General features: G+C 40.4%; 22 protein-coding genes. 10 read left to right on the top strand and 12 right to left on the bottom strand.

Annotated features, from left to right (window positions below; all coding sequences use genetic code 11):
• The first annotated feature begins 55 nt into the window (after nucleotides 1–55).
• Nucleotides 56–1,669: an iron uptake porin gene (locus tag CLI64_RS09010; RefSeq protein WP_103136901.1), complete on the top strand. Its 1,614-nt coding sequence runs from the start codon at nucleotides 56–58 to the stop codon at nucleotides 1,667–1,669.
• Nucleotides 1,670–1,985: 316 nt separating this feature from the next.
• Nucleotides 1,986–5,672 (top strand): magnesium chelatase subunit H, encoded by a 3,687-nt coding sequence (gene bchH / locus CLI64_RS09005; protein WP_103136900.1) that lies wholly within the window; start codon nucleotides 1,986–1,988, stop codon nucleotides 5,670–5,672.
• Nucleotides 5,673–5,789: 117 nt separating this feature from the next.
• On the opposite strand, the gene CLI64_RS09000 is transcribed toward bchH, so the two are convergent.
• Entirely contained in the window at nucleotides 5,790–7,376 is a 1,587-nt protein-coding gene (locus tag CLI64_RS09000) for a DUF2357 domain-containing protein (RefSeq protein ID WP_103136899.1), read from the bottom strand.
• Between the two features lie 11 nt (nucleotides 7,377–7,387).
• Between CLI64_RS09000 and CLI64_RS31515 the strand changes: the two genes are divergently transcribed.
• Nucleotides 7,388–7,579 (top strand): hypothetical protein, encoded by a 192-nt coding sequence (locus CLI64_RS31515; protein WP_225977544.1) that lies wholly within the window; start codon nucleotides 7,388–7,390, stop codon nucleotides 7,577–7,579.
• A 62-nt stretch (nucleotides 7,580–7,641) separates the two neighbouring features.
• On the opposite strand, the gene CLI64_RS08995 is transcribed toward CLI64_RS31515, so the two are convergent.
• Both CLI64_RS08995 and CLI64_RS32145 read right to left on the bottom strand, forming a co-directional pair.
• Nucleotides 7,642–9,585, bottom strand: a complete 1,944-nt coding sequence (locus tag CLI64_RS08995; RefSeq protein ID WP_103136898.1) for a tetratricopeptide repeat protein — start codon at nucleotides 9,583–9,585, stop codon at nucleotides 7,642–7,644.
• A 178-nt stretch (nucleotides 9,586–9,763) separates the two neighbouring features.
• Complete coding sequence (locus tag CLI64_RS32145) at nucleotides 9,764–10,531, bottom strand: TetR/AcrR family transcriptional regulator (protein ID WP_103136897.1); 768 nt, start codon at nucleotides 10,529–10,531, stop codon at nucleotides 9,764–9,766.
• A 116-nt stretch (nucleotides 10,532–10,647) separates the two neighbouring features.
• Between CLI64_RS32145 and CLI64_RS08985 the strand changes: the two genes are divergently transcribed.
• The 3 genes from CLI64_RS08985 (at nucleotide 10,648) to CLI64_RS08975 (ending at nucleotide 12,683) form a co-directional block, all read left to right on the top strand.
• Nucleotides 10,648–11,601 carry a Rieske (2Fe-2S) protein gene (locus CLI64_RS08985; RefSeq protein WP_103136896.1) on the top strand — a complete coding sequence of 318 codons (954 nt, stop codon included), beginning with the start codon at nucleotides 10,648–10,650 and terminating at the stop codon, nucleotides 11,599–11,601.
• A gap of 97 nt (nucleotides 11,602–11,698) precedes the next feature.
• Nucleotides 11,699–12,316 carry an alpha/beta hydrolase gene (locus tag CLI64_RS08980; protein ID WP_374703960.1) on the top strand — a complete coding sequence of 206 codons (618 nt, stop codon included), beginning with the start codon at nucleotides 11,699–11,701 and terminating at the stop codon, nucleotides 12,314–12,316.
• A gap of 154 nt (nucleotides 12,317–12,470) precedes the next feature.
• The gene (locus tag CLI64_RS08975; RefSeq protein ID WP_103136895.1) at nucleotides 12,471–12,683 is read left to right on the top strand and encodes a DUF2555 domain-containing protein; all 213 of its coding nucleotides are present in this window, start codon (nucleotides 12,471–12,473) and stop codon (nucleotides 12,681–12,683) included.
• A gap of 391 nt (nucleotides 12,684–13,074) precedes the next feature.
• On the opposite strand, the gene CLI64_RS08970 is transcribed toward CLI64_RS08975, so the two are convergent.
• Nucleotides 13,075–14,049, bottom strand: a complete 975-nt coding sequence (locus CLI64_RS08970; RefSeq protein WP_103136894.1) for a metal ABC transporter substrate-binding protein — start codon at nucleotides 14,047–14,049, stop codon at nucleotides 13,075–13,077.
• A 97-nt stretch (nucleotides 14,050–14,146) separates the two neighbouring features.
• On the opposite strand from CLI64_RS08970, the gene CLI64_RS08965 reads away from it, so the two are divergent.
• Nucleotides 14,147–14,944 carry a metal ABC transporter ATP-binding protein gene (locus CLI64_RS08965; protein WP_103136893.1) on the top strand — a complete coding sequence of 266 codons (798 nt, stop codon included), beginning with the start codon at nucleotides 14,147–14,149 and terminating at the stop codon, nucleotides 14,942–14,944.
• Between the two features lie 187 nt (nucleotides 14,945–15,131).
• On the opposite strand, the gene CLI64_RS08960 is transcribed toward CLI64_RS08965, so the two are convergent.
• The 3 genes from CLI64_RS08960 to CLI64_RS08950 form a co-directional block, all read right to left on the bottom strand.
• On the bottom strand, nucleotides 15,132–15,443 hold the full coding sequence (locus CLI64_RS08960) for a helix-turn-helix domain-containing protein (RefSeq protein ID WP_103136892.1): 312 nt from the start codon (nucleotides 15,441–15,443) through the stop codon (nucleotides 15,132–15,134).
• On the bottom strand, nucleotides 15,430–15,828 hold the full coding sequence (locus CLI64_RS08955; RefSeq protein ID WP_103136891.1) for a type II toxin-antitoxin system RelE/ParE family toxin: 399 nt from the start codon (nucleotides 15,826–15,828) through the stop codon (nucleotides 15,430–15,432). The genes CLI64_RS08960 and CLI64_RS08955 overlap by 14 nt, the downstream gene beginning before the upstream one ends.
• Before the next feature lie 66 nt (nucleotides 15,829–15,894).
• Nucleotides 15,895–16,956: an aromatic ring-hydroxylating dioxygenase subunit alpha gene (locus CLI64_RS08950; RefSeq protein ID WP_103140650.1), complete on the bottom strand. Its 1,062-nt coding sequence runs from the start codon at nucleotides 16,954–16,956 to the stop codon at nucleotides 15,895–15,897.
• 283 nt (nucleotides 16,957–17,239) lie between these two features.
• Between CLI64_RS08950 and CLI64_RS08945 the strand changes: the two genes are divergently transcribed.
• The gene (locus CLI64_RS08945; RefSeq protein ID WP_103136890.1) at nucleotides 17,240–17,716 is read left to right on the top strand and encodes a YbjN domain-containing protein; all 477 of its coding nucleotides are present in this window, start codon (nucleotides 17,240–17,242) and stop codon (nucleotides 17,714–17,716) included.
• A gap of 17 nt (nucleotides 17,717–17,733) precedes the next feature.
• Nucleotides 17,734–18,456 carry a biotin/lipoate A/B protein ligase family protein gene (locus CLI64_RS08940; protein WP_103136889.1) on the top strand — a complete coding sequence of 241 codons (723 nt, stop codon included), beginning with the start codon at nucleotides 17,734–17,736 and terminating at the stop codon, nucleotides 18,454–18,456.
• Nucleotides 18,457–18,534: 78 nt separating this feature from the next.
• On the opposite strand, the gene CLI64_RS08935 is transcribed toward CLI64_RS08940, so the two are convergent.
• Nucleotides 18,535–19,137 carry an HD family hydrolase gene (locus CLI64_RS08935; protein WP_103136888.1) on the bottom strand — a complete coding sequence of 201 codons (603 nt, stop codon included), beginning with the start codon at nucleotides 19,135–19,137 and terminating at the stop codon, nucleotides 18,535–18,537.
• A gap of 58 nt (nucleotides 19,138–19,195) precedes the next feature.
• On the opposite strand from CLI64_RS08935, the gene CLI64_RS31900 reads away from it, so the two are divergent.
• Nucleotides 19,196–19,330, top strand: coding sequence for a hypothetical protein (locus tag CLI64_RS31900; RefSeq protein ID WP_264082496.1), 135 nt, complete (start codon nucleotides 19,196–19,198; stop codon nucleotides 19,328–19,330).
• A 66-nt stretch (nucleotides 19,331–19,396) separates the two neighbouring features.
• On the opposite strand, the gene CLI64_RS08930 is transcribed toward CLI64_RS31900, so the two are convergent.
• From CLI64_RS08930 to psaK (CLI64_RS08920), 4 genes are all read right to left on the bottom strand, one after another.
• On the bottom strand, nucleotides 19,397–20,590 hold the full coding sequence (locus tag CLI64_RS08930) for a site-2 protease family protein (RefSeq protein WP_103136887.1): 1,194 nt from the start codon (nucleotides 20,588–20,590) through the stop codon (nucleotides 19,397–19,399).
• Between the two features lie 174 nt (nucleotides 20,591–20,764).
• Nucleotides 20,765–20,899, bottom strand: coding sequence for a hypothetical protein (locus CLI64_RS31895; protein ID WP_264082495.1), 135 nt, complete (start codon nucleotides 20,897–20,899; stop codon nucleotides 20,765–20,767).
• Nucleotides 20,900–20,952: 53 nt separating this feature from the next.
• On the bottom strand, nucleotides 20,953–21,231 hold the full coding sequence (gene psaK, locus CLI64_RS08925) for a photosystem I reaction center subunit PsaK (RefSeq protein WP_225977543.1): 279 nt from the start codon (nucleotides 21,229–21,231) through the stop codon (nucleotides 20,953–20,955).
• A 251-nt stretch (nucleotides 21,232–21,482) separates the two neighbouring features.
• Nucleotides 21,483–21,734, bottom strand: coding sequence for a photosystem I reaction center subunit PsaK (gene psaK / locus CLI64_RS08920; RefSeq protein ID WP_103136886.1), 252 nt, complete (start codon nucleotides 21,732–21,734; stop codon nucleotides 21,483–21,485).
• Nucleotides 21,735–21,744: the final 10 nt, after the last annotated feature.

The raw sequence follows: 21,744 nt of genomic DNA, 5'->3' as shown, positions 1-21,744 counted from the left end.
ACGCAGTGATAGTATATTTTTTTAGCCATAACTCTCTTATCAGGTGTGAGAATCGATGTTTAATAAAAGATGTTTATTACTGCTTTCAGGAGCAGTATTTTTGAGTATCAATAAACCTGCATTAGCTGAAGAATTTCAAGTAAATAATCCTGAAATTGTTGAAGACTTTACCGACCAAACTACCAATATCTCAGATGTAGACTTACAAAAACAACTGCCTGAAAATACAGATAGAGTAACATCCGTATCACAATTATCTGATGTCCAACCTAATGATTGGGCTTTTGTTGCTTTACAATCTTTAGTAGAAAGATATGGTGTCATATCAGGCTATCCCGACGGCACATTTAAAGGCAATCGTGCCATGACTCGCTACGAATTCGCCGCCGGACTAAATGCTGTATTAACTAAAATTGATGAATTAATCACGGCTGGAGTCAGCGATAAAATTAGACAACAAGATTTAGAAACACTGCAAAAATTAATAGAAGAATTTGCTGCTGAATTACAGACCTTAAGAATCAGAATCGATAAATTAGAAGCACGTACAGACAGCATTGCCGCACAACAATTTTCCACCACCGTCAAATTAGGAGGACAAGCCATCTTTGGATTAGCTGGGGGTTTTGGTGGTGATCCTCCAGGAAAAGGAGAAGCTAAACCAATTTTTACCTATCTGAGTCAAATACAATTAGCCTCATCCTTTACAGGTAAAGACAGATTTCGCCTAGTCTTAGCTAGTGGAAATGCAGCCAATGATAGTTTCGGCAATCCCGACGCATTTAATACCAACATGGCAAGATTAGCTTGGCAAGCAGATTATGACAATCAAGTCAGGCTAGATTCTCTAGAATATCGCGTTGCGGGATTAGGCGATCGCGTCGTTTTCACCTTCAAACCCGTCGGCTTTAGTTTAAGTAGTGTTCTCAGCGTCAACTCACCCTACGCAGACGCAGGACAAGGTGCGATTTCCCTATTTGGTGGTTCAACTTCCATCTTCAAAATCGGTAGTCTTGATGCAGGTTTAGGTTTTGACTGGTTAGTATCCGACCAATTGCGCTTACAATTTGCCTACGGAACCAGAAATAGTAACGACAGCAGTCGAGGTTTATTCGGTGCAGACCACAGTGCTTTGGGTGTGCAGTTACTATATAAACCCACCCCTTCATTAATTACAGGTCTAGCCTATGTCAATGGCTACTCCAGTAACGCACAATTAGATACAGGCACAGGCAGTAGTAACGCGGATACATCCGGCGGCATCAACGAACCATCACAAATTCATGCACTCAACGCCAGTATGAAGTGGCAACTCACCAATCAATTAGTCCTTGGTGCTTGGGGTGGTATCGCTGTTACAGATTCCCTCACGTCAGATGCAGTCATTCTTAGTAGTACCTACACCGCAACTCTAGGTGTATATGACCCCTTTGGTAGAAAAGGCGACATATTGGGCTTCATCTACGGTCAACCCCTCAAATTAAATAACGGCATTGCAGTGGCAAATGTAGATGCTGGTAATTCCACCCACTACGAAGTTTTTTACCGTTATTTAGTTAACGATAACATCTCCATTACACCAGGCTTCTTTCTAGTTACCGACCCTGGACATATCTCTCGTAACAACGATATCTTCGTCGGTACTATCCGTACCACCTTTAGTTTTTAATACACAAAAACGCTTAGACAAGTAAAGTTCTAAGCGTTTTTGTATGGATTTATACCCATTCACTTGTTTCATGTTTATCAGGTGAAGTGGTATCACTCCTTGCACTTAATCCCAGAATATCTTTTTCCAGAGAAAAATCAACATTTAGTCAGTGACACTTTACATACTGTCATAAATTTCCCAAGATACATCAAATAAAGTATTAAAAGATACTGCATTAAAAAAACAGATGCCATGCCACTAGGCAGATATTCAACCAGCAACTCGCAAGCAAGTTTAGAATGAAAAGTAAAGAAATATTGCTGAAGTTACGGTAATGAAACGCATCGTTCTGATTGCTGGATTTGAATCATTTAACGCTGAACTGTACAGAAAAGCCGCATTGCTGGCGAAATCTCGCTGTACTGATTTAGATATTAGAGTATTTAGCGATCGCGATATTACCAGCCAACCCCAAGAAGTAGAAGCAGCATTACAAGGCGCAGAAGTATTTTTTGGTAGCCTCATCTTTGATTATGACCAAGTTTTGTGGTTACGCGATCGCATCAGTCAAATCCCCATCCGCCTAGTATTCGAGTCAGCCTTAGAACTGATGAGTTTAACCAAAATTGGTGCATTCGCCATTGGCGACAAACCCAAAGGAATGCCCAAACCCGTGAAATTCATCCTCGATAAATTCAGCAACGGACGCGAAGAAGACAAACTAGCAGGTTATATTAGCTTCTTAAAAATCGGCCCCAAACTCCTAAAATTCGTCCCAGTCCAGAAAGTCCAAGACCTCCGCAACTGGTTAATTATCTACGGTTACTGGAACGCCGGCGGCACAGAAAACGTTGCGTCATTATTTTGGACACTAGCAGAAAAATATCTAGATTTAAGAGTCGGCGAAATTCCCCCACCCATCGAAACCCCCAACATAGGTTTACTACATCCCGACTATCAAGGATATTTCACATCACCCAAAGCCTACCTAGAATGGTATCAAAAGCAGGGCATAGAAAAAAATCCCCAATCCCCAGTCCCCAGTCCCCAATCCCCAGTCACCGCCATCCTCCTCTACCGTAAACACGTCATTACCAAACAACCATACATTCCCCAACTCATTCGCCGCTTTGAACAAGCCGGTTTAATACCCTTACCCATCTTCATCAACGGCGTAGAGGGACACGTAGCAGTTAGAGACTGGATGACCACCGACTACGAACTTCAGCAACGCCAACGAGGTAATATAGAAACTCCCTCCCTATCCCAAGAAGCCGTCAAAGTAGATGCAATAGTTTCTACAATAGGCTTTCCCCTAGTTGGAGGGCCAGCCGGTTCAATGGAAGCCGGTCGCCAAGTAGAAGTAGCCAAACGCATCCTCACCGCCAAAAACATCCCCTACATCGTCGCCGCACCACTGTTAATTCAAGACATCCACTCCTGGACACGTCAAGGTATAGGTGGTTTGCAAAGCGTAGTCTTGTACGCCTTACCAGAACTAGACGGCGCAATTGATACCGTTCCCCTCGGTGGGTTAGTGGGTGAAGACATTTATTTAGTCCCCGAACGAGTACAGCGTCTCATTGGGAGAGTCAAAAACTGGGTGAAACTGCGACAAACACCACCCGCAGAACGTAAAATCGCCATCATTTTATATGGCTTCCCCCCTGGTTATGGTGCAGTAGGGACAGCTGCATTATTAAATGTTCCCCGCAGTTTAATTAAATTACTCCACGCCCTCAAAGACCAAGGTTACAACGTCGGCGATATTCCTGAAGATGGGGAAGAATTAATTCGCAAAGTCCAAGAAATTGACGAAGAAATGGAAAGATGGGAAATGAATAAACCTTTTCCATCTTCAGCCACTACCGTTAACGCCCGAAAACTAGAAAAATGGTTGGGATATCTCCGCACATCCCGCATTGAAAAACAATGGAAATCCTTAACAGGAAGTGGAATTAAAACCTACGGCGATGAACTTCATGTGGGTGGTGTGCAGTTAGGAAATGTGTGGATAGGGATACAACCACCACTAGGAATACAAGGCGACCCCATGCGGTTAATGTTTGAACGGGATTTAACACCACATCCCCAATACGCCGCTTTTTATAAATGGTTGCAAAATGAACTGCAAGCTGATGCAGTGGTTCACTTTGGTATGCACGGCACTGTAGAATGGTTGCCTGGTTCACCTTTAGGGAATACTGGTTATTCTTGGTCAGATATTTTATTAGGAGATTTACCCAATCTCTATATATATGCTGCCAATAATCCTTCCGAATCGATATTAGCTAAACGTCGCGGATATGGCGTGTTAATTTCTCACAACGTCCCGCCCTATGGTCGGGCTGGGTTGTATAAAGAATTGGTGGCACTGCGAGATTTAATTGCAGAATACCGCGAAGATCCGAAAAAGAATTATGTCCTCAAGGAAGGTATTTGTAAAAAGATTGTTGATACAGGTTTAGATGTTGATTGCCCCTTTGAAGACGCGAAGAAATTGGGTATACCCTTCACTCCAGAAAATATCAAAATGTTTAGCAGCCATGCTTTTGATGATTATTTAGTGAAGTTATACGAATATCTCCAAGTTTTAGAAACTAGATTATTCTCTTCTGGGTTACATACATTAGGCGAACCACCCACTGAAAAAGAATTAGCATCATATCTCGAAGCATATTTAGGTAGTGAACAACCAACAAACCCAGAAACAGCAAAGCAAATCACAGATTTGTTGATGCAAACCACAGATGAAATCACCAATTTATTAAGAGGATTAAACGGTGAATTTATCCCCCCTGCCCCTGGTGGCGACTTATTAAGAGATGGCGCAGGAGTATTACCCACAGGCAGAAATATCCACGCCTTAGACCCCTACAGAATGCCTTCCCCCGCCGCCTATGAACGGGGACGAGAAATTGCTCAAAAAATCATCAGTCAGCATTTACAAGAACATGGCAAATATCCTGAAACAGTAGCGGTTTTATTGTGGGGATTAGATGCCATTAAAACCAAGGGTGAATCATTAGGAATTCTTTTAGAATTAGTCGGTGCTGAACCTGTGAAAGAAGGGACAGGGCGAATTGTCCGTTATGAATTAAAACCCTTGTCTGAAGTCGGACATCCCCGCATTGATGTCTTAGGAAACCTATCAGGAATCTTCCGCGATAGCTTTGTCAACATCATCGAATTATTAGATGATTTATTCCAAAGGGCGGCGGAAGCTGATGAACCAGAAGACCAAAACTTTATTAAAAAACACGCCTTAGCTTTAAAAGCCCAAGGTGTAGAAAATACCTCCGCCAGATTATTTTCTAACCCAGCAGGTGATTTTGGTTCATTAGTAAATGATAGGGTAGTTGATGGTAACTGGGAATCAGGCGATGAATTAGGTAAAACTTGGCAAAGTCGCAACGTCTTTAGCTACGGCAGACAAGATAAAGGCCAAGCTAGACCAGAAGTATTAAACCAGTTATTGCAGACAAGCGATCGCATCGTGCAAGAAATCGATTCGGTAGAATATGGGTTAACCGATATTCAGGAATATTACGCCAACACAGGCGGGTTGAAAAAAGCCGCCGAACAGCGAAGCGGAAAGAAAGTTACAGCTAGCTTTGTTGAAAGTTTCTCCAAAGACACCACACCCCGCAACTTAGATGATTTACTCAGAATGGAATACCGCACCAAACTGCTAAATCCCAAATGGGCCGAAGCAATGGCTAATCAAGGTTCGGGTGGTGCATTTGAGATTTCCCAACGCATGACCGCTTTAATAGGTTGGGGTGGTACAGCTGATTTTAAAGATGATTGGGTATACGACCAAGCCGCCGACACCTATGCTTTAGACCCCGAAATGGCAGAAAAATTACGCCAAGCTAACCCCGAAGCTTTTCGGAATATTGTCAGCAGAATGTTAGAAGCGCATGGGCGCGGTTTTTGGCAAGCTGATCAAAATAAATTAGATAAGTTGCGTCAATTGTATGAGTTAACCGATGAACAATTAGAAGGTGTAACGGTTTAATTCAGTTTGAAAAAAGGTGTTGCTGATTAATGAGATGATTTATCTCACGCAGAGGCGCAGAGACGCAGAGAGGTTAAGGAGTTTGAGATTGAAATACATCAAATTTCGTTACTTGATTCAGCAACGCCAATTCAAAGCTTGAGTTAAAATCCGATGCAAATGTGTTCTAAGTTCGGCTTCATTACCTGGATAAGCTGGTAAAGCCTCAATTTCTGCTTTGGGGTAAGGCATATAAGAACCAGGGTAAAGAATAGCAGCATAATTTACCACTTGCCGACCGTCTCTATCTCGAATTGCATGGCTGTAAGCGTGCATTTTGTCGATATCCTGTCTTGTTGGCTTGCTTTCTCTACTTATAGTGTCTGGATTTTCGCTTTCAAATTTATATTTGGGATCAAATATATAAACGAAATGTGAACCATCTGAAAGCTGTATTTCTAAAGCTATGTCAGGACGTTTTGTGTAGCTAGAACTGTAGAGTTCGCCACTTGTACCATATGTTCGTTCAGGAATTAGTTTAACTATAGTTTTATGTTGTGGATGAGTTAAAACAAGGACTGGTTGACCGTTGGGAAAAACTCTAACAAAAATTCCCGTTTTATCTTTACCTACTAAACGTTGTTCTTCTATGTTATATCCTGTTTGTTCGGCAACTTCTAACAGTATGACAATTACCCATAAAGTTCCCCAAATCTGATAAAGTTTGTCCAGGTTCTCCAAAGGTGCATTTACGTCGGGATTATCTAAATATACTGCTGGGCTTCTAATAAATTCCAGGTATCCTTCCAAAGCAGCATGATAAGCAGGAACTTTTAGTAGAACCATTGTTATTTGAGTAGGTAAATATTTAAGTTGGCTGACTTTATTGAAAAACAAAGCTTTATGTCTAGCTTTTTTAAGTTCAGACGTTAAAGTGGTTACTTCATCTAAAAGCAAATGATTATCATTGGCTTCGCAAGCATTTTTTACTCTTCTTAGTCTTAAACTTACTAATTCAAAAAATAACTTAACTAATTGGTTTTCGTAAACATCTACACTGTGTTCAACTCTTGTATCAAGTAGACGAATGGGTTGCCCACTTTTATCTAAGTTATGACCTTTAGAAAAAGCGTGAATAAGATTACTGCTTGAAGGTTTACGAACTTGCTCTTTTCTTACCCAGACTTCATTAGTTTTTAAAATTTTATGATGTTCACTAGCAAGCCTAGATAAAATTTTAGTTAATCCTGGTCTATTTCCTGTACCTTTAATAGCTCGGCATAAAATAACCATTTCTTGAGCTAAAGTATGTTCATGCAGTTGTGGTAGTTTTAACCCAGCTAAAGCACCAGCTTTTTGTAAGCCTATTGCAACTGAAGTTGGAAGACGAGTATCAAGGTCTTCTAACATTTGAGCAAAAGCTTCACTGCTAATTTTCTGAGGCAGAACTGTGATAACTTTTTCTTCAATATCATTCTGATACTCAAGTTGGATTCGATAATAGCCAGGGTTTGAACGTTTCCAATCAGCTAATACTCGGTCTTGTCCAGCTAATTCCCTTAGATACAATGGGAGTTTTTGTCCTTGTAAGTAAACCTGCACCTCTCGCCGATTTTCTAAAGGTATGAGAACTTCTAAATAAGCTGGTTGCCATTCTAAAGGAGCTTTTATCTTTTTACCGTCATGGTTGAGAAAAACAAGTTTAGAAGTATGATGTAAATCCATATTGTTCAAATGTGGCAAGCATTTTATTAGCTTTAGCAAGGCTGAGATTAAACTTATTTTCTTCAGCAGTTTTCACAAATGCTTTAAGTGCTTTTTCTACTCTGTCATCTGCACCTTTTATTTTTGGTAGTATCTTCTGTAACAACTGTTCGTCTAAAGCTTCTTCCTTAGATACGCCTAATACTGCTGCCTCTTTTACATAGGTCTTAATTTCGTCAATAGTTCGATAAGCAAAAGGCGCAACTTCGTGTATATTATCCCAAATTTACATCAAAATATCTCGATAATCCACGTCAATCAAATACTTTTCTAAATCATCTCGATAAATCTCAAGTTCAATCATTTGCGCTCGGTCATAAATTTTATCAGCAAAGCTATGAGTAGTTTCATCTACATTAACTGTGCCAATAAAATAAAAGTTAGGAGGTAATAATACCTTTTTATTAGGTGCAAGTTCAATTTCTGCTTCTCCCTTACGTATACGTACCTCCATGACTGAGAGAAATTTTGCAAAATAATACTCTACTCGTGCTAGGTTCATTTCATCTAAAACTAAATGATAAGGTCTAGGTGTGTGTCTGTTAGCTTTAGCTTTCTCATATTCTTCATTTGCTTCTTCTAAAAAATTACTAAATTTTGTATGGTGATATTGTCTATTTATAGGATTTAAATATCCTATTAAGTCTTCATTAGTAGTCCAATTCGGAGCGACAGGAACTATATCATATTTAGCCCCAATAGCCTCAGCATATGCTTGAGTTAACCAAGTTTTACCTGTTCCACTGATTCCAGACAGAATGACAAATTTTCTTGTTTTGAGAGCCAAATGATAACGGCGGAGGAGATTTTCAGATATCTGTAGTTTTTTAGACAAAATATCTTGGTAAATTACCGTAAATTCTGGTTCTGAATAGCCTGGATGAACAGTATTGAGACGACCCTGCGCTTCTTCATAATTTTCCACATCATTTTCCTTCTCAAATAAATTTATTGCTATTCGTAAATCTTCAATTACTTTTTGTGTAGCATCACATTTTTGAAATACAACAATTAGAGGTATTATCTTAATTCCAAATACTGAAAATAGTGAACCAGAAGACTGTGCTACAAATTCATAAATTTCTAATGCTACCGCTTTGAGTTTTGCACTGAATTCTAAATATGCACATCCTCGGTGATAATAAGCAAGAGAATAGTTAGTATTTATCGATATTGCTTGGCTATAATCAAGAATGGCTTTATCATAATCATCTAAGTTGTAATAAAAATGTCCTCTACTATAATAAGCGTCAGCATTTTTAGGGTTTATGAGTAGTAATTGATTATAGTCTAATATCGCGCCGTTAATATCTCCTAACTTTGCTTTTGATTTCCCTTGATATGTATAAGCATCTGCTAAATTTGGAGCTTTTTGTATGGCAAAACCGAATGCTATAATAGCATCTGTATATGCAGATTTGTTATAGAGTTTTAACCCTAGATTGAAATCATGATTAGCCATGATCGAATCTTCTTTTAAGATGTATCTTTTAAGTTGTTGAATAGGATTATCTTCAGTTGCAACCAAAAATAAGATAAACACCATTTCCAATGTTTCTCTTATATGTTCAATTATTTCTAATGAAGAAAAAGATAATACTTTTTCTGGTGTTAAATGCTTGCTAGCTTGAATATTCTTGGTAGCACTTTTTAGCCAACCTACTGCACCAAGCCAATCAGATAAACGATTTTCTTTACTAATTTTAGTAGTTGATTTAGAGAGCAAGTTTAAATCATCTATGGGGTGAAAATGTTGGAGAACTAATTCCTTAATTTTTTTATCCTGAATATTTTTTATAAAATTTTTTCTAGCATCACTATTTTCATATATTATCAATCCGAAAAATAGATTATATTGGCTAATATCTATAAACAAGTAAACATCATTGAATTTACACAATTGTTTTTTGGATATTAGTTGATATCCTATGTAGCCATGAGTATAGTATTTTTCTATAGTGTGATTTATATTCAGTCTTTCTATTATTTGTAGTGGCAATTGAGCAAGTACATGAATATAAATTTGATAAAGAGGTTTCTCAATATATTCTTTAAATTCTTCTTCATGTGTTAAATAAAAATTTTTACTTGAACTATTTTTAAAATTTCTTAGCAGTTCAAAAGTTTTATGTGAAAATGGACACTCTGGATGTGGCGTAACTTCTGTCATCTTGATAGAGCATGATAACTAATATTACTATTGTGACAAATTAGACCTAAAATAGCCACTACTTAAGAATCTCAGAGAAATTGATAATACATCTGCAATTTCTTAAAGTCTGTAAACTTGGTATTGCGATCGCACTTCATACGCGCAACTTGGTAAATGCGATCGCGGTTTTGAACACCTAATTACCTCTTTCCAAAAACTGTTTACCACAGTCCTTGCAGAGATAGCGTTGCTTCCCGTGACGATGCCCATTTTTCGATAACCTGGATGAATGGCAGTACGGACATATCATTACTTTCATTACCTGTGTCGCTGTTGGTTGTGCGTGCGGTGTCAAATATGCGACTAATAAAGCCTTAATTTCAGCATAACGAGCTTGTCTTTCGTGTTTATCTTGACGTAAAGCATTGAGCAGTAAAGCGTTGTAGCAAATGTGAACCGTCTCAGCTAAAAATTCGCTTTTTTCGACGGCTAACTCAGGATTCCACTCACGAAAAAAAGCTGCAAGTTGTTGAATTAACTGCTGATTAAAAGTTTCGTCAAATAGCTGAAACATCCCCGGCGCAACAAAATACTGGATGTACACAATACGGGACATGGGATTGTCAAAGTATTCTGCGTAGGTATTCACCATACGTTCAATAAACTCTGATAGTGGCTTTTGCTTGTCTGCTGACTGCATCATTTCCGTATTAATCTTTGTCACCTGTTCCATGTGACGCGCTTCTAAAGCATGAAAAATTGCCAATTTATCAGGGAAAAACTGATATAGAGAACCAACAGCCGTCTTTGCCCTCGCTGCAATCATATGAGTAGTTGCAGCTTCATATCCCACCTCTACAAACACTTCTGCGGCTGCTTGCAAAATCTTCTCGACGCGTTCTTGAGAGCGTTTTTGCTGCGGTTGACGACGCATTGGGGTAGTTTCTAGTTTATTCCTCACCATAGTTGAAAAATATGAATAATGTGTCGTATTTTAAAATCAAATATGAAACTTTTGTCACAATTTTACTCTGATGGTGGCGATATTTGAGCCACTGAAATAATTCTTGGGAGAGTCCTATGGAAGCAATTTTGCCTGGCGCACCGTGGTTAATTGCCCATCGTTCCATGTTGGGCATGAATAAACCTTATAAAATTACTTTGAATGGAAAAGACTATGTACTTTGGCAAAATCAACAAGGTGAAGTGTTTGCACTGGATAACGTCTGTCCACATATGCAAGCACCGTTATCAGACGGCTGGATTTGTCAAAACGGAAATGCGATCGCCTGTCCCTTCCATGCGTTAGAGTTTGATAGGCAAGGAAAACTGCACAATGCAGATAAAGTGGGAAGTCAACCTCTGCTCAATACTTTAGAACTAGTAATTCAAGACGATTGTATTTGGACATATGGCGGTTATACTCCTAAAATTCCCGTTCCCGATTTAATCTCCAAAGTCAGCGCAGGTATGAACTTTTTGGGAGTAGCCGGAGAAAAAAGTATTAACGGTACTTTTTTGGACAGTATCTCGATTAATTATGACTACAACCACCAAAGCGGTACACATCGCGACCTATTTGGCATTAAAGCTAATCGCATCCCCGTATTTGAGCATGATGGTTATTGGGCAAAGGTTGTGCAGGAATTAGACCGTGAGGATACAACCTGGAATGATATCTTCCGCAACCCTGTGATTTTAACTGCACCAAAAACCTACACAGGTGTATTAGAGTATGCCTTCCCGTCCTTGACAACATTCCGCACAGATTTTTCCCTGGGAGAAATTTTACAAATTCATGCACTGTACCCAGAAACCGCAACTAAAACTAAAACTTTCGTTTTAGTCTACAGCCAACCCAAACACCCAATTTTGCAACCATTAATGGGAAAATTTGTATTAGGTGCAGTAGAAACAGTGATAGAGCAAGATACACGCGCCATTGAAACATCTTATCCTCGTCAGCCAGCCAAGATTCGCCTACCCAACGAAGAAATTATGTTTCTTGCCCAGAAATTGTATCGTGATTGGTGATAGGCAACTCTGAGAAGATGGGTTTTTAATAAATTTATCAGTAATAACTATTAAGATAACGAGATGATCAAGAACATAATTTCAGGAGTAGGACTCAGTGTCTTTGCAATATCTTTCCTTTCCACCAGCAAATTCTCAAACTCCCACAGGCTTAGTTGTCACGTTGCATGGTTGGGGTGCTAATGCTGACGATGTCGCATCCTTATTAGATTATTTCCAATTACCTAATTACCAATTTATCTTTCCCAATGCCCCATATCCATTTCCCAATTCTGCTATTGGTAGAGCATGGTACGACTTAAGGGCGGAGAATATGTATCAAGGATTAGAAGAAAGTCGGCAAATATTAACAGACTTTTTGTTGTCCTTAGAAGCTAGTACGGGCGTGTCTTTATCACGTACTATCTTGAGTGGATTTTCTCAAGGAGGGGCGATGACTTTAGATGTTGGTTCTAAATTGCCCATAGCTGGCTTAGTCGTGATGAGTGGGTATTTACATCCTGATGCCATTTCCACAAATAGCGATATCCCACCCACCTTAATTATGCACGGCACAAGGGATGAAGTTGTGCCATTACAAGCGGCTTTTAGGTCTAGAGAAACATTAAAATCCTTGGGGGTGGGTGTTGAATATCATGAGTTTGAGACAGGACATGAAATTAATTTGGAAATGTTAGATGTGGCACGGAATTTCATCATCAAGACAATTGCTTAGTCTGGGTTACAATCTTTTTACAAAATATGGTACAAATCCTGAAAAATTTTAGGAAATTCATGCCATCTAATGAGTAATATAGATTGGGTGGCACTATTTTGCGTCACTTGACCCGTGCTGGGTGCGAATGCTGCATAAGGGAGGGGCAAGCATGATGACGACTCTGAGCATTTCCAAGAAAGAAATCGCGGCCATGACCGCAGCAGAGGTAGAAGAACTAGCTACTCGTCTGGAAATGGATAATTACAGTAATGCTTTTGAGGGTTTAAATGACTGGCATCTACTACGAGCGATCGCGTTTCAACGTCCCGAATTAGTCGAACCCTACATCCATCTCCTAGACCTAGAACCCTATGATGAGGCATAAGTGCGGGGGTTAGGTCTAATCTACAGCAATTCTCAATTATTTGCTATCTATCTTGATATAGAAAAAGTCAATAAAACTGGGGGCTAAAGTTTAATAATTTCTATTCTACGTCAAGAGTCAGTAGCAATAAGTGAAGCTCAAGATTAGCCGCAAATAACTTCCAACCATATCCCCATCCAGTACAGTACGCCGCAGTTTAGTGTATGGTCACTTGCTGCGGCTTTGTCATCAATACAGTGGTGAGTGCTGAGTGCTGAGTGGTGTTAGCGGTAGCGGGGCGTTTAGCCCGTGCTGTTAGCGGTAGCGCGGCGTTTAGCCGATGCTGAGTAATGAGTGCTGAGTTATTGGTTTTTCGCCTATGCCCAATTCCCCATTCCCAATGCCCAATTCCCTATTTTGTTTGAAAAGGCGTATATTTACCACCCAAAGCCTCTACAATGGTGCGGGTGTTTGCTTCCATCATTTTGATGTAAGACTCGCCATCACTTCCCTTTGCACCGATGGAATCAGAGTAGAGTTGATGGGGTGCAAGTTTAACTTTAGCTTCTTGAGCAACGGTAGTAATTAAGGCTGGGTTAATTGTAGTTTCCGCAAAAATGGCTGGGACACCAATTTTTTTGATGGATTCTACTAATCGCTGAACGGTTTGCGCGCTTGGTTGTTCTTCTGTACTTATACCAATTAATGTACCAGCGATCGCAATGTTGTAAGCTCGTCCATAATATTGAAAAGCATCGTGGGTTGTCACAAGTCGGCGGTTCTGGGGAGGAATCGTTTGGATTTGTTGATTAATCCAGCTATGCAATTGGTTTAATTCTTGTGTCAACTGCGCTGCATTGGCGGTAAATTTTTCTTTATCTTCTGGTGATAGTTCAATTAAAGCATCCCGAATCGAATTTACCATTGCCACCGCATTTTCTGCACTCCCCCAAACGTGAGGATCGGGGACAATTTCACCTTTACCCTTGTCTAACTGTAATGGCTGCACAACTTCCCCTACTGCTAACTTACGTGCCTTGCCGCCAGCCGCATTCATTAACTTAATTAATCCTGGTTCTAAGTTGTAGCCGTTATATAAAATTAAATCAGCCTCTTCTAAAAATCGACTATCAGCCGGAACTGGTTCATACACATGAGGATCAGCACCAGGTTGCAGAATTCCCTTTAACTGAATTTCTTCCCCTCCAACCTCCTCAGCTAAATCAGCAATCACCGTGCTAGTTGCTACAACTCGCGGCTTATTACCACTAACAGATGCACTGCGGTTAGACTCGGCTTGTGTACATCCATGTATCAAAAGTCCTATAACCACCCCCAATAACACCTTGCCCAAATCTCTGGCTTTTGAGTGAGTTTTTGTTGCCATAAACTTGTTATCTTTATTTTCATATTTTTCTCATTTTTTACGGTACAGTATTTTCATAATCTTTTCATTTTTTAGTTGCAGTCTTGGAAATTACATTATGAGAACCGCTAATTCTTCCCTAGAAGGAAATGACCACTCAGTTGTGTTTAATACTATGACAGCCACAACCAACATTAACATTACCCATCTAGGGGTACATTACCGTACAGAAGAAGCTTTGCGGGACATCAACTGTATTGTCAAACCAGGACGACTGACGGGGATTTTTGGCCCTAACGGTGCAGGTAAAAGTACCTTAATGAAAGCGATGTTGGGTTTAGTCCCCACTAGTAGTGGTAGGGTGTTGTATCAAAGCAAACCCCTGATGCAGCAACTAGACCAAGTAGCCTATGTTCCCCAGCGTAGTCAAATTGACTGGACATATCCCGCCACAGTTTGGGATGTGGTGATGATGGGGCGTGTAAAAAAGACTGGTTGGTTACGTAGTTTTTCTAGTGTCAGCCGTCAGGTAGCAAAAAATGCGCTAGAAAGAGTAGGGATGAAAGAATTTTGCGATCGCCCCATAGGACAATTATCAGGGGGACAACAGCAAAGAGTATTTTTAGCCCGTGCTTTAACGCAGCAAGCCGAAATTTTCTGTTTCGATGAACCATTCGTAGGTATTGATCAAAAAACCCAAGCCGTAATTTTTGATGTCTTTCATGAATTGGCAGCAGCGAATAAAATTGTCTTGGTAGTTAACCACGACTTAGGCGAATCCATTAGCCACTTTGATGATTTAGTCTTACTCAACCGTGAACTCATCGCCACAGGTTCTAGACAACAGGTACTCACAGAAGAAAATCTACGTCTAGCTTACGGTGGAAAAGTTATGTATTTTTCTGACGTAGCTTAATGGAATCAGGACAACATTTCTTTGTAGAGAGCATTCAACAAAAATTTCTACCTCTGCAATTAGATGTTTACAGAGATTGCATCATTTTCATGTTGGCAAAAGCTGTAAACCCTCTCCCTTGCACCCTGCACCCTGCCCCTCTGCGGACTCAATGTGTAAATTAAATGCTTAACTGCTTAACAGCTTACTATGCGCTCTGTTCATGTTCCAATGGAGTCAAATAAATCACTACTCGCTGATTAAGAGCGTGAGCGATTTTTTGGAGCATTGACAGAGAGTGTCCCTCATAATCAGCATCTTCTAGCCGTGCAATCACAGGCTGTTTTGTGCCAATAAGTTCAGCCAGTTGTTTCTGTGTTAACCCTGCTTTTGTTCTAGCTTCATAAATCAACTGTGCCACTTCTGCATTGATTGAAGCTTCTGCTACCATTGCCTCAAGCTCAGGGTCGCTGCTAGTCATTTGGTCAATGATTTTTATTGCATCGCTAGTCTTGGCCATTCTCTTGCTCCTCTACGTAGGTGTGAACTTCAGGGTTTTTTTCAAATAAAAGTTTTCGTGCAATCGCCCGTTCAATATCAATTGGTGGTACAGATGCTTCTTCTTTCGTGATAGCGTGAGCGAGAATTGCCACATTTTGACCGTGAAAGAAGTACAGAATGCGATATTGCACACGAATATGCTTTGCACGAAGCTCATATATCCCGTCGCGCAAGTAATCAGCAGCCGGGCGACGGAGTTCGTAACCTGAAGTCGCCAGTTGTTTAATTCGAGCGACACAGTTTGCATAACCTTTGCGGTCTTGTTTCAAAAGTTGCGTCAGCCATTCAAGGACAGGAACTTCCCCTTCCGCTTCCTGGTAGAACACAACATGGGTTTCAGGCACAGCATCCCCTTGAACTATAACAATATTGTTATATTAAGACAACGAAAGGAACAAAATGAAGAAACTCTAGTAATTAATTTCTGACTTTTCCGCTTGATTTCTCATCAGTCTTTGAACACTGACTAAGGCGCGATTTAATTCATAGTTGCGTCTTTCGGGATTTTGTAAGTAGGCTTGTTGTTCTTCTTCAATCATTTTTACGTCTTGAACAACTAAACCATCGAGTAGTTTTTGGGCTGCACCAAATAGGCTATTTTTGACAAATCGCCGAAACCATACCGGTAGTTTATGTAATCGCCAAAAGGCGTTTAATGAAGTGAAGTGAATGAGATAAGCCTTAGTTTGAGTTTCACTGATGGGACACAATAAGCAATAGATTTTAAAGTCCTTTCCTAGAGTAGACATCCAATGGGGATAAATGTAACTCACATCTAGGGGTTCGGGATGTAAACGTCGGAGTGCTGGGAAAAATAATTGGGAAATTGACCAGATTTTATCGATTTTGTAATAACTTTGGGCTTGGTAGTGCGCGTCTACTCTGTGATCATTTTCATCTATATCTTGGAGTGTAGCTTCCGCCCAAGCTTGTAAATCCTGATGTAAATGTCCGTGATACATATCCATCAGATTTTCAATTAAATAGGAATAATGAGCTTGGCAATTAATAACGGAAACTGTAGCAATATAATTTAAATGCTCCCATTCTGGTAAACCCAGAGGTTCTACTTTTGGTTCTTCCTTACCGAGATATAACCAGATAAAACCGTCTTGTTCTTTGACTAAGTAGCGGCGGATAGTACAGTTAGGTAGCTTCTGATTAGCGGCTAAATAGGGAACTGCTGCACATTCGCCTTGCTGATTGAAACGCCAACCGTGATAAGCACACTCTAATTCATCGTTAATGACTTGTCCGTGACTGAGTTTAACTTGACGATGGGGACAACGGTCTTCTAGGGCGTGAACTTGTCCTTGACTGTCTCGATAAAGTGCGATCGCCTGATGCCAAATTGTCATGCCTAATGGTTTATTTGTCACTTCATTACTACGTGCAACCACATACCAATGATTCGGGTTAATTCCCAACTGACGCACATCACGAGCTTGCACAATCTCAGACAGAGAGGACATAGCTTTATACATCCTTAGCGGCATAAAAATTAAAAATAGCTACACTGCTTACTGAGTACAGGTGCAGCAAGAGATATATTACAAGCAATTCTTCTAAAAATAAATGTAACCTTTCTTACTTCTGGAAAAAATAGGGGTGTAAGGGTGCAGGGGAGAAAAAATCACTCAAAACTCACAACTCAGCACTAAGCACTCACCCCTCAGACTCTCCCTTGAGGAACTCAACCGAATTTGACTCACAGGCTATAAAGTATGTAGTGAGTATATTGAGAGAAAAATCTGTATGACAAGCTACCAAGAAACTCTAACTAGCAAAGATTCTCTAGAAGAACTAGTAGAAACAAGCAGTATTAACCATGTAGAAGTCATTGAAAATGTCATTGATACCTTAGAACAAGATGATTCTGCAATGGTGAGTCACCCCGCAGGAGGTGGTTATCTGTGGAAATTTAAATACGGGAGTGTTGAAGTATTCGTTCAACTCACCGGAACAACCGATGAAGACACAATCACAGTTTGGGCTGCAATTCTTCAGCTACCGGCTAAAGATGAACCTAAGTTGATGCGTCAACTTTTAGAAATGAACTGTTCTAGCACCTTTGAAGCGCGGTTTGGGATTGTGGATAATCGAGTAGTAGTCTTGTCTACACGCACATTAGCCGAGTTATCACCAGGGGAAGTGTCGAGACTAATTACAATTGTGGCAACGATCGCAGATAACAATGACGAAGCCTTACAATCTGAATTTGGTGCAGCTTAGATAGTTCACAATTTTCAATGAGTAACAAGCAGGTTTGGCGACTGATTCCGTTTCTAGAAGCTTCTGGTAGTGTGCAGATGGCTATTGACCGATGGTTATTACAACAGCACCTATTAGGCAATTGTCCTGCAACTCTACGATTTTACACTTGGTCGCCACCCGCTATTTCCCTTGGTTATCATCAAAAAACCTATCCCCAACACTGGGAAAATCTCACTTGGAAAGGTCAAACATTAGATTTAGTGCGTCGTCCGACAGGTGGGAGGGCAGTTTTACACCAAGGAGATTTAACTTATACTGTTGTTACCTCTGGATTAGCGGGGAATCGTCTAGAGAATTATCAACAGATTTGTGAATTTTTGATTCAAGGATGGCGAGCGATCGGCGTTCAGTTAAATTATGGTAAAGCTGGACGCGGTTACATTCATAATCCCAATTGCTTCGGAACAGCGACAGGTGCAGATTTAGTCTTAACAGATGGTGCGAAATTAATTGGTAGCGCGCAATTAAGGAAAAGTGGCGCGATTTTGCAACATGGTTCGATGCGTTTGCAACCCAATGCAGAATTATTCACTCAAGTATTTGGTGGGGAGTCTTTTCAACCCGTACATTTACCGCCAAACTTGAGTGTAGATCAGATTATGACAGCTTTAATTGCTGCGGCTAGAGATGTTTTTGATATAGAGATTAAAACTCAACCCCTTTGTCTATCTGAGTGGAACGAAGTTTTAAGTTCGTAGTCAGGACTTTAGTCCTGTTTTTGCTGGCGTAGCATCACTTTGGTGGAATTCTCCCTGGAGAAATAAGGACTAAAGTCCTTACGACAAACGAGATTCTTGCAAATAACCAGCCGCTACGCAATCATCTATCAATTGCAACACAAAAGGCCAAAGTTCCGGCGCACCAGTTTCTACAGGTGCTACTCGCTTCATTACCTGATCTCGTCTAATTCCGTGAATACGCCAAGTTCCACCCTGGGTTTGTTGATTATGCAGTATAGGCTGGATGCGGTCTAATGCTGCGGCAAATTTAGCTGTGGGAGTTTCACACAATTCAAACTCATGCCACAATTGATGAAATTCTTTTCCCTGTTCTGGTGGTAACATCCCAAACAAACGTAATGCGGCTTGCGCTTCCTTCTCGGCTTTACCTTCATTACCCTGCACATCGTAACAGAAGGTATCCCCCGCATCAATTTCTACTAAATCGTGAATCAATACCATTTTGATAGCGCGCAGAATATCAACTCCTTCTGGGGCATATTCTGCCAAAGTAAATGCCATAATTGCCAAATGCCAAGAATGTTCCGCACTGTTTTCTTGACGCGAACCATCTGTCAGCAAAGTCTGGCGCAGTATTAATTTTAAACGGTCAATTTCAATGATGAATTGGATTTGTTGAGTCAGGCGGTTGATAGACACGAGGATTCTAAATGAAAACGCTACTCTATATGGTTACAAAAAATAAGTCAATGAACGGATGCTTTCTGAACCCTTCAAGGGTGAGGTTGGTGAAGTTATTCACTATTTTTATGCAGTTATTCTAAAACTAGTTGCGATCGCCTGTGGTGGAATTCGGAAATCATCACCACCAACTCACACTGATAAACACTAATAAAGTGGACTAATTATCAACGTTTATCACTGTAATTTGGTGGTGAAAAATCCTCTCGCATCGAAATTAAAGTGTAGACTTTGCAATCACTCCTAACTGTAACCCAGGCGGATAATTACCATCTTGCTTGATGCGCTTAATCTCACCCTCACTAATCTGCAAACCTAACTTTTCCACTAAAGTCTGGACAATATCACCCCTGTCAATTACTCCCCCCACAGCACCCGCAGGTGTGAGGACAGTAACACGGGCTAATTTCTCAGTTTCTAACTTATTAATCACCTCAGCAATGGAAGTTGACTCCGTAACTGTGGGTATTTCCGTCAGAGGATGAACAATACTATGGAGAGTTTGGGTTTCCCATTCACTTCTTTCTACTAAGCGTAAATCCTCAATGGCGACCATTCCCCGATAACGGCCATCAGAGGCTGCAAAATAAACTTCTGACGCGGTGGTTGCTAATAAATATGCGTCAGCAAAGGAACGTAGAGTCTGATCAGCATCTATGACACGGAAATCACGAGTCATTGCATCGGCGGCTGTCACTTTCAACAAGGTTTCCTGTAATGTAGTCATCCGGTCATAGGTGTTGGCGTTACGCACGGCAAACCAACCTAATAACGCAATCCATAAACCAGTGACTAACTCTCTAGTCAAGAAATCTACCACAAAACCCAAGGCGATCGCACCATAACCCAAAATCTGTCCCGCCTTAGCTGCCCAATGTACAGCTTGAAAGCGATTCCCAGTAATTTGCCACAATGCAGCTTTTAATACCTGACCACCATCTAAGGGTAATCCTGGAATTAAGTTAAATAGGGCGACGACTAAGTTAATTCTCGCCAAGTCACCCACCATCATGCTGATTGGGCTAGTATCAGGGACAACATGACCACCTAATCTAAGAAGAAAAAACAACCCAATGCTCACCAAAGGCCCTGCAATCGCTACCTGAAAGGCTTTTCCTGGGGTTTTCGACTCTTCTTCAATCGCTGCAATGCCCCCAAACATAAATAGGGTAATAGAATTAACTTTAATGCCTTGCGATCGCGCTGCTAAACTATGGCCTAATTCGTGCATTAACACGGAAGCAAATAACAGCAGTGCCATAATAATTCCCGCACTCCAAGCTGTCACAGTTCCTAATTCTTGATACGCTACACCAAAATTCAGCGTCGCCAAACCCAAGATGACAAACCACAAGGGGTCTAAAAATAGGGGAATGCCAAATAAAGACCCAATTCTCCAATTTGTTTGCATTAGATTATCCTGCAACTAGATATTTTCAGCAGACATACCACCGATGGCATGAGGTGTTTTAGATATAAATTTGTTATTTTGACGGGGAGACATGACAAAATCTTGCTTTATCCCCAATTCTAGAATAGACAATCAGGCTGACTTGAGCAGTGAAAAAATAGAAAAATACAAATTTTATGCCGAGTTGGCAGTGGTGCGATCGCCAAAGTCCAGGCGTAGTCTATCGCTTTTCTTGATATAATTTTTACTCAGTTCTATATTGGGTATTAATAATTTACCCACACCAAAAGTATAAAAAAGCTGAGACAAGAAACAGGGAAATAAGAAATCTTTTTCCCATCTCCCCTAATTTATGAAAAGTTTTAAAGAATACCCAAATTTGTTAAGCCTAAAACAGCAGCTACGCCAATAATATGACCAAAACTCATAGCTGCTAAAAATGTCGCCACACTAGGATTATTAAATAAAGAAGGGAAAGGTAAAGGCATTTTGGGGCCGACATGGGGATACCAAACTGACCAGCCAGCAATTAAAAGCACTAATAAACAACTACCAATAATAATTGGTGTTCCCGCCCAATTCCAGCTTGTACCAGTGTTAGGAACAGTTACTTGAACTGCTAACAGCATTAATGAAAACATAGTTCTTTCTCCTGCATGAGTACAATTTATTGAGGCTATGAGTTAATCACCCAGTTAATACTCCACTAACAGAAGTTGTAGAATCCTCTCTCAAGAGAAAGGTTTAACTATCTCTCTTCAGTTGAGTCGGTAACGCCGAAATGGTCTGTACTCTTGTCTCAAGTCTCATGCTTGGAGAAAGAACACTAATTCGTCTGAAAAGTTTTGGACTCAGTAATACGTCAGATAAAACGTATGACTAATCTCATCAACTATAGACGACCAATATTAGTCAATCCTAAGACGATACCAATACCGATCACATGACCAAAAGCCATAGCACCAAGAAACGCGGGGACACTTAGAGGTAGCCCTGGTAATTTAGGGCCGACTTGGGGTTTTTCAATTCTGAGAGTTAACAAAAGAGCTACTACACTGCTAGCACTGATGATAATAGCTACAGTTGGACTCCATTCAGGTGTGACTGGTACAGTTGTAGCAGCCGCCAATAGATTTGGTGTCATCAAGCTTTTG

The organism is Nostoc sp. CENA543, from assembly GCF_002896875.1.
GTDB lineage: Bacteria > Cyanobacteriota > Cyanobacteriia > Cyanobacteriales > Nostocaceae > Trichormus.
This window is presented reverse-complemented; position numbering and strand designations above follow the sequence as displayed.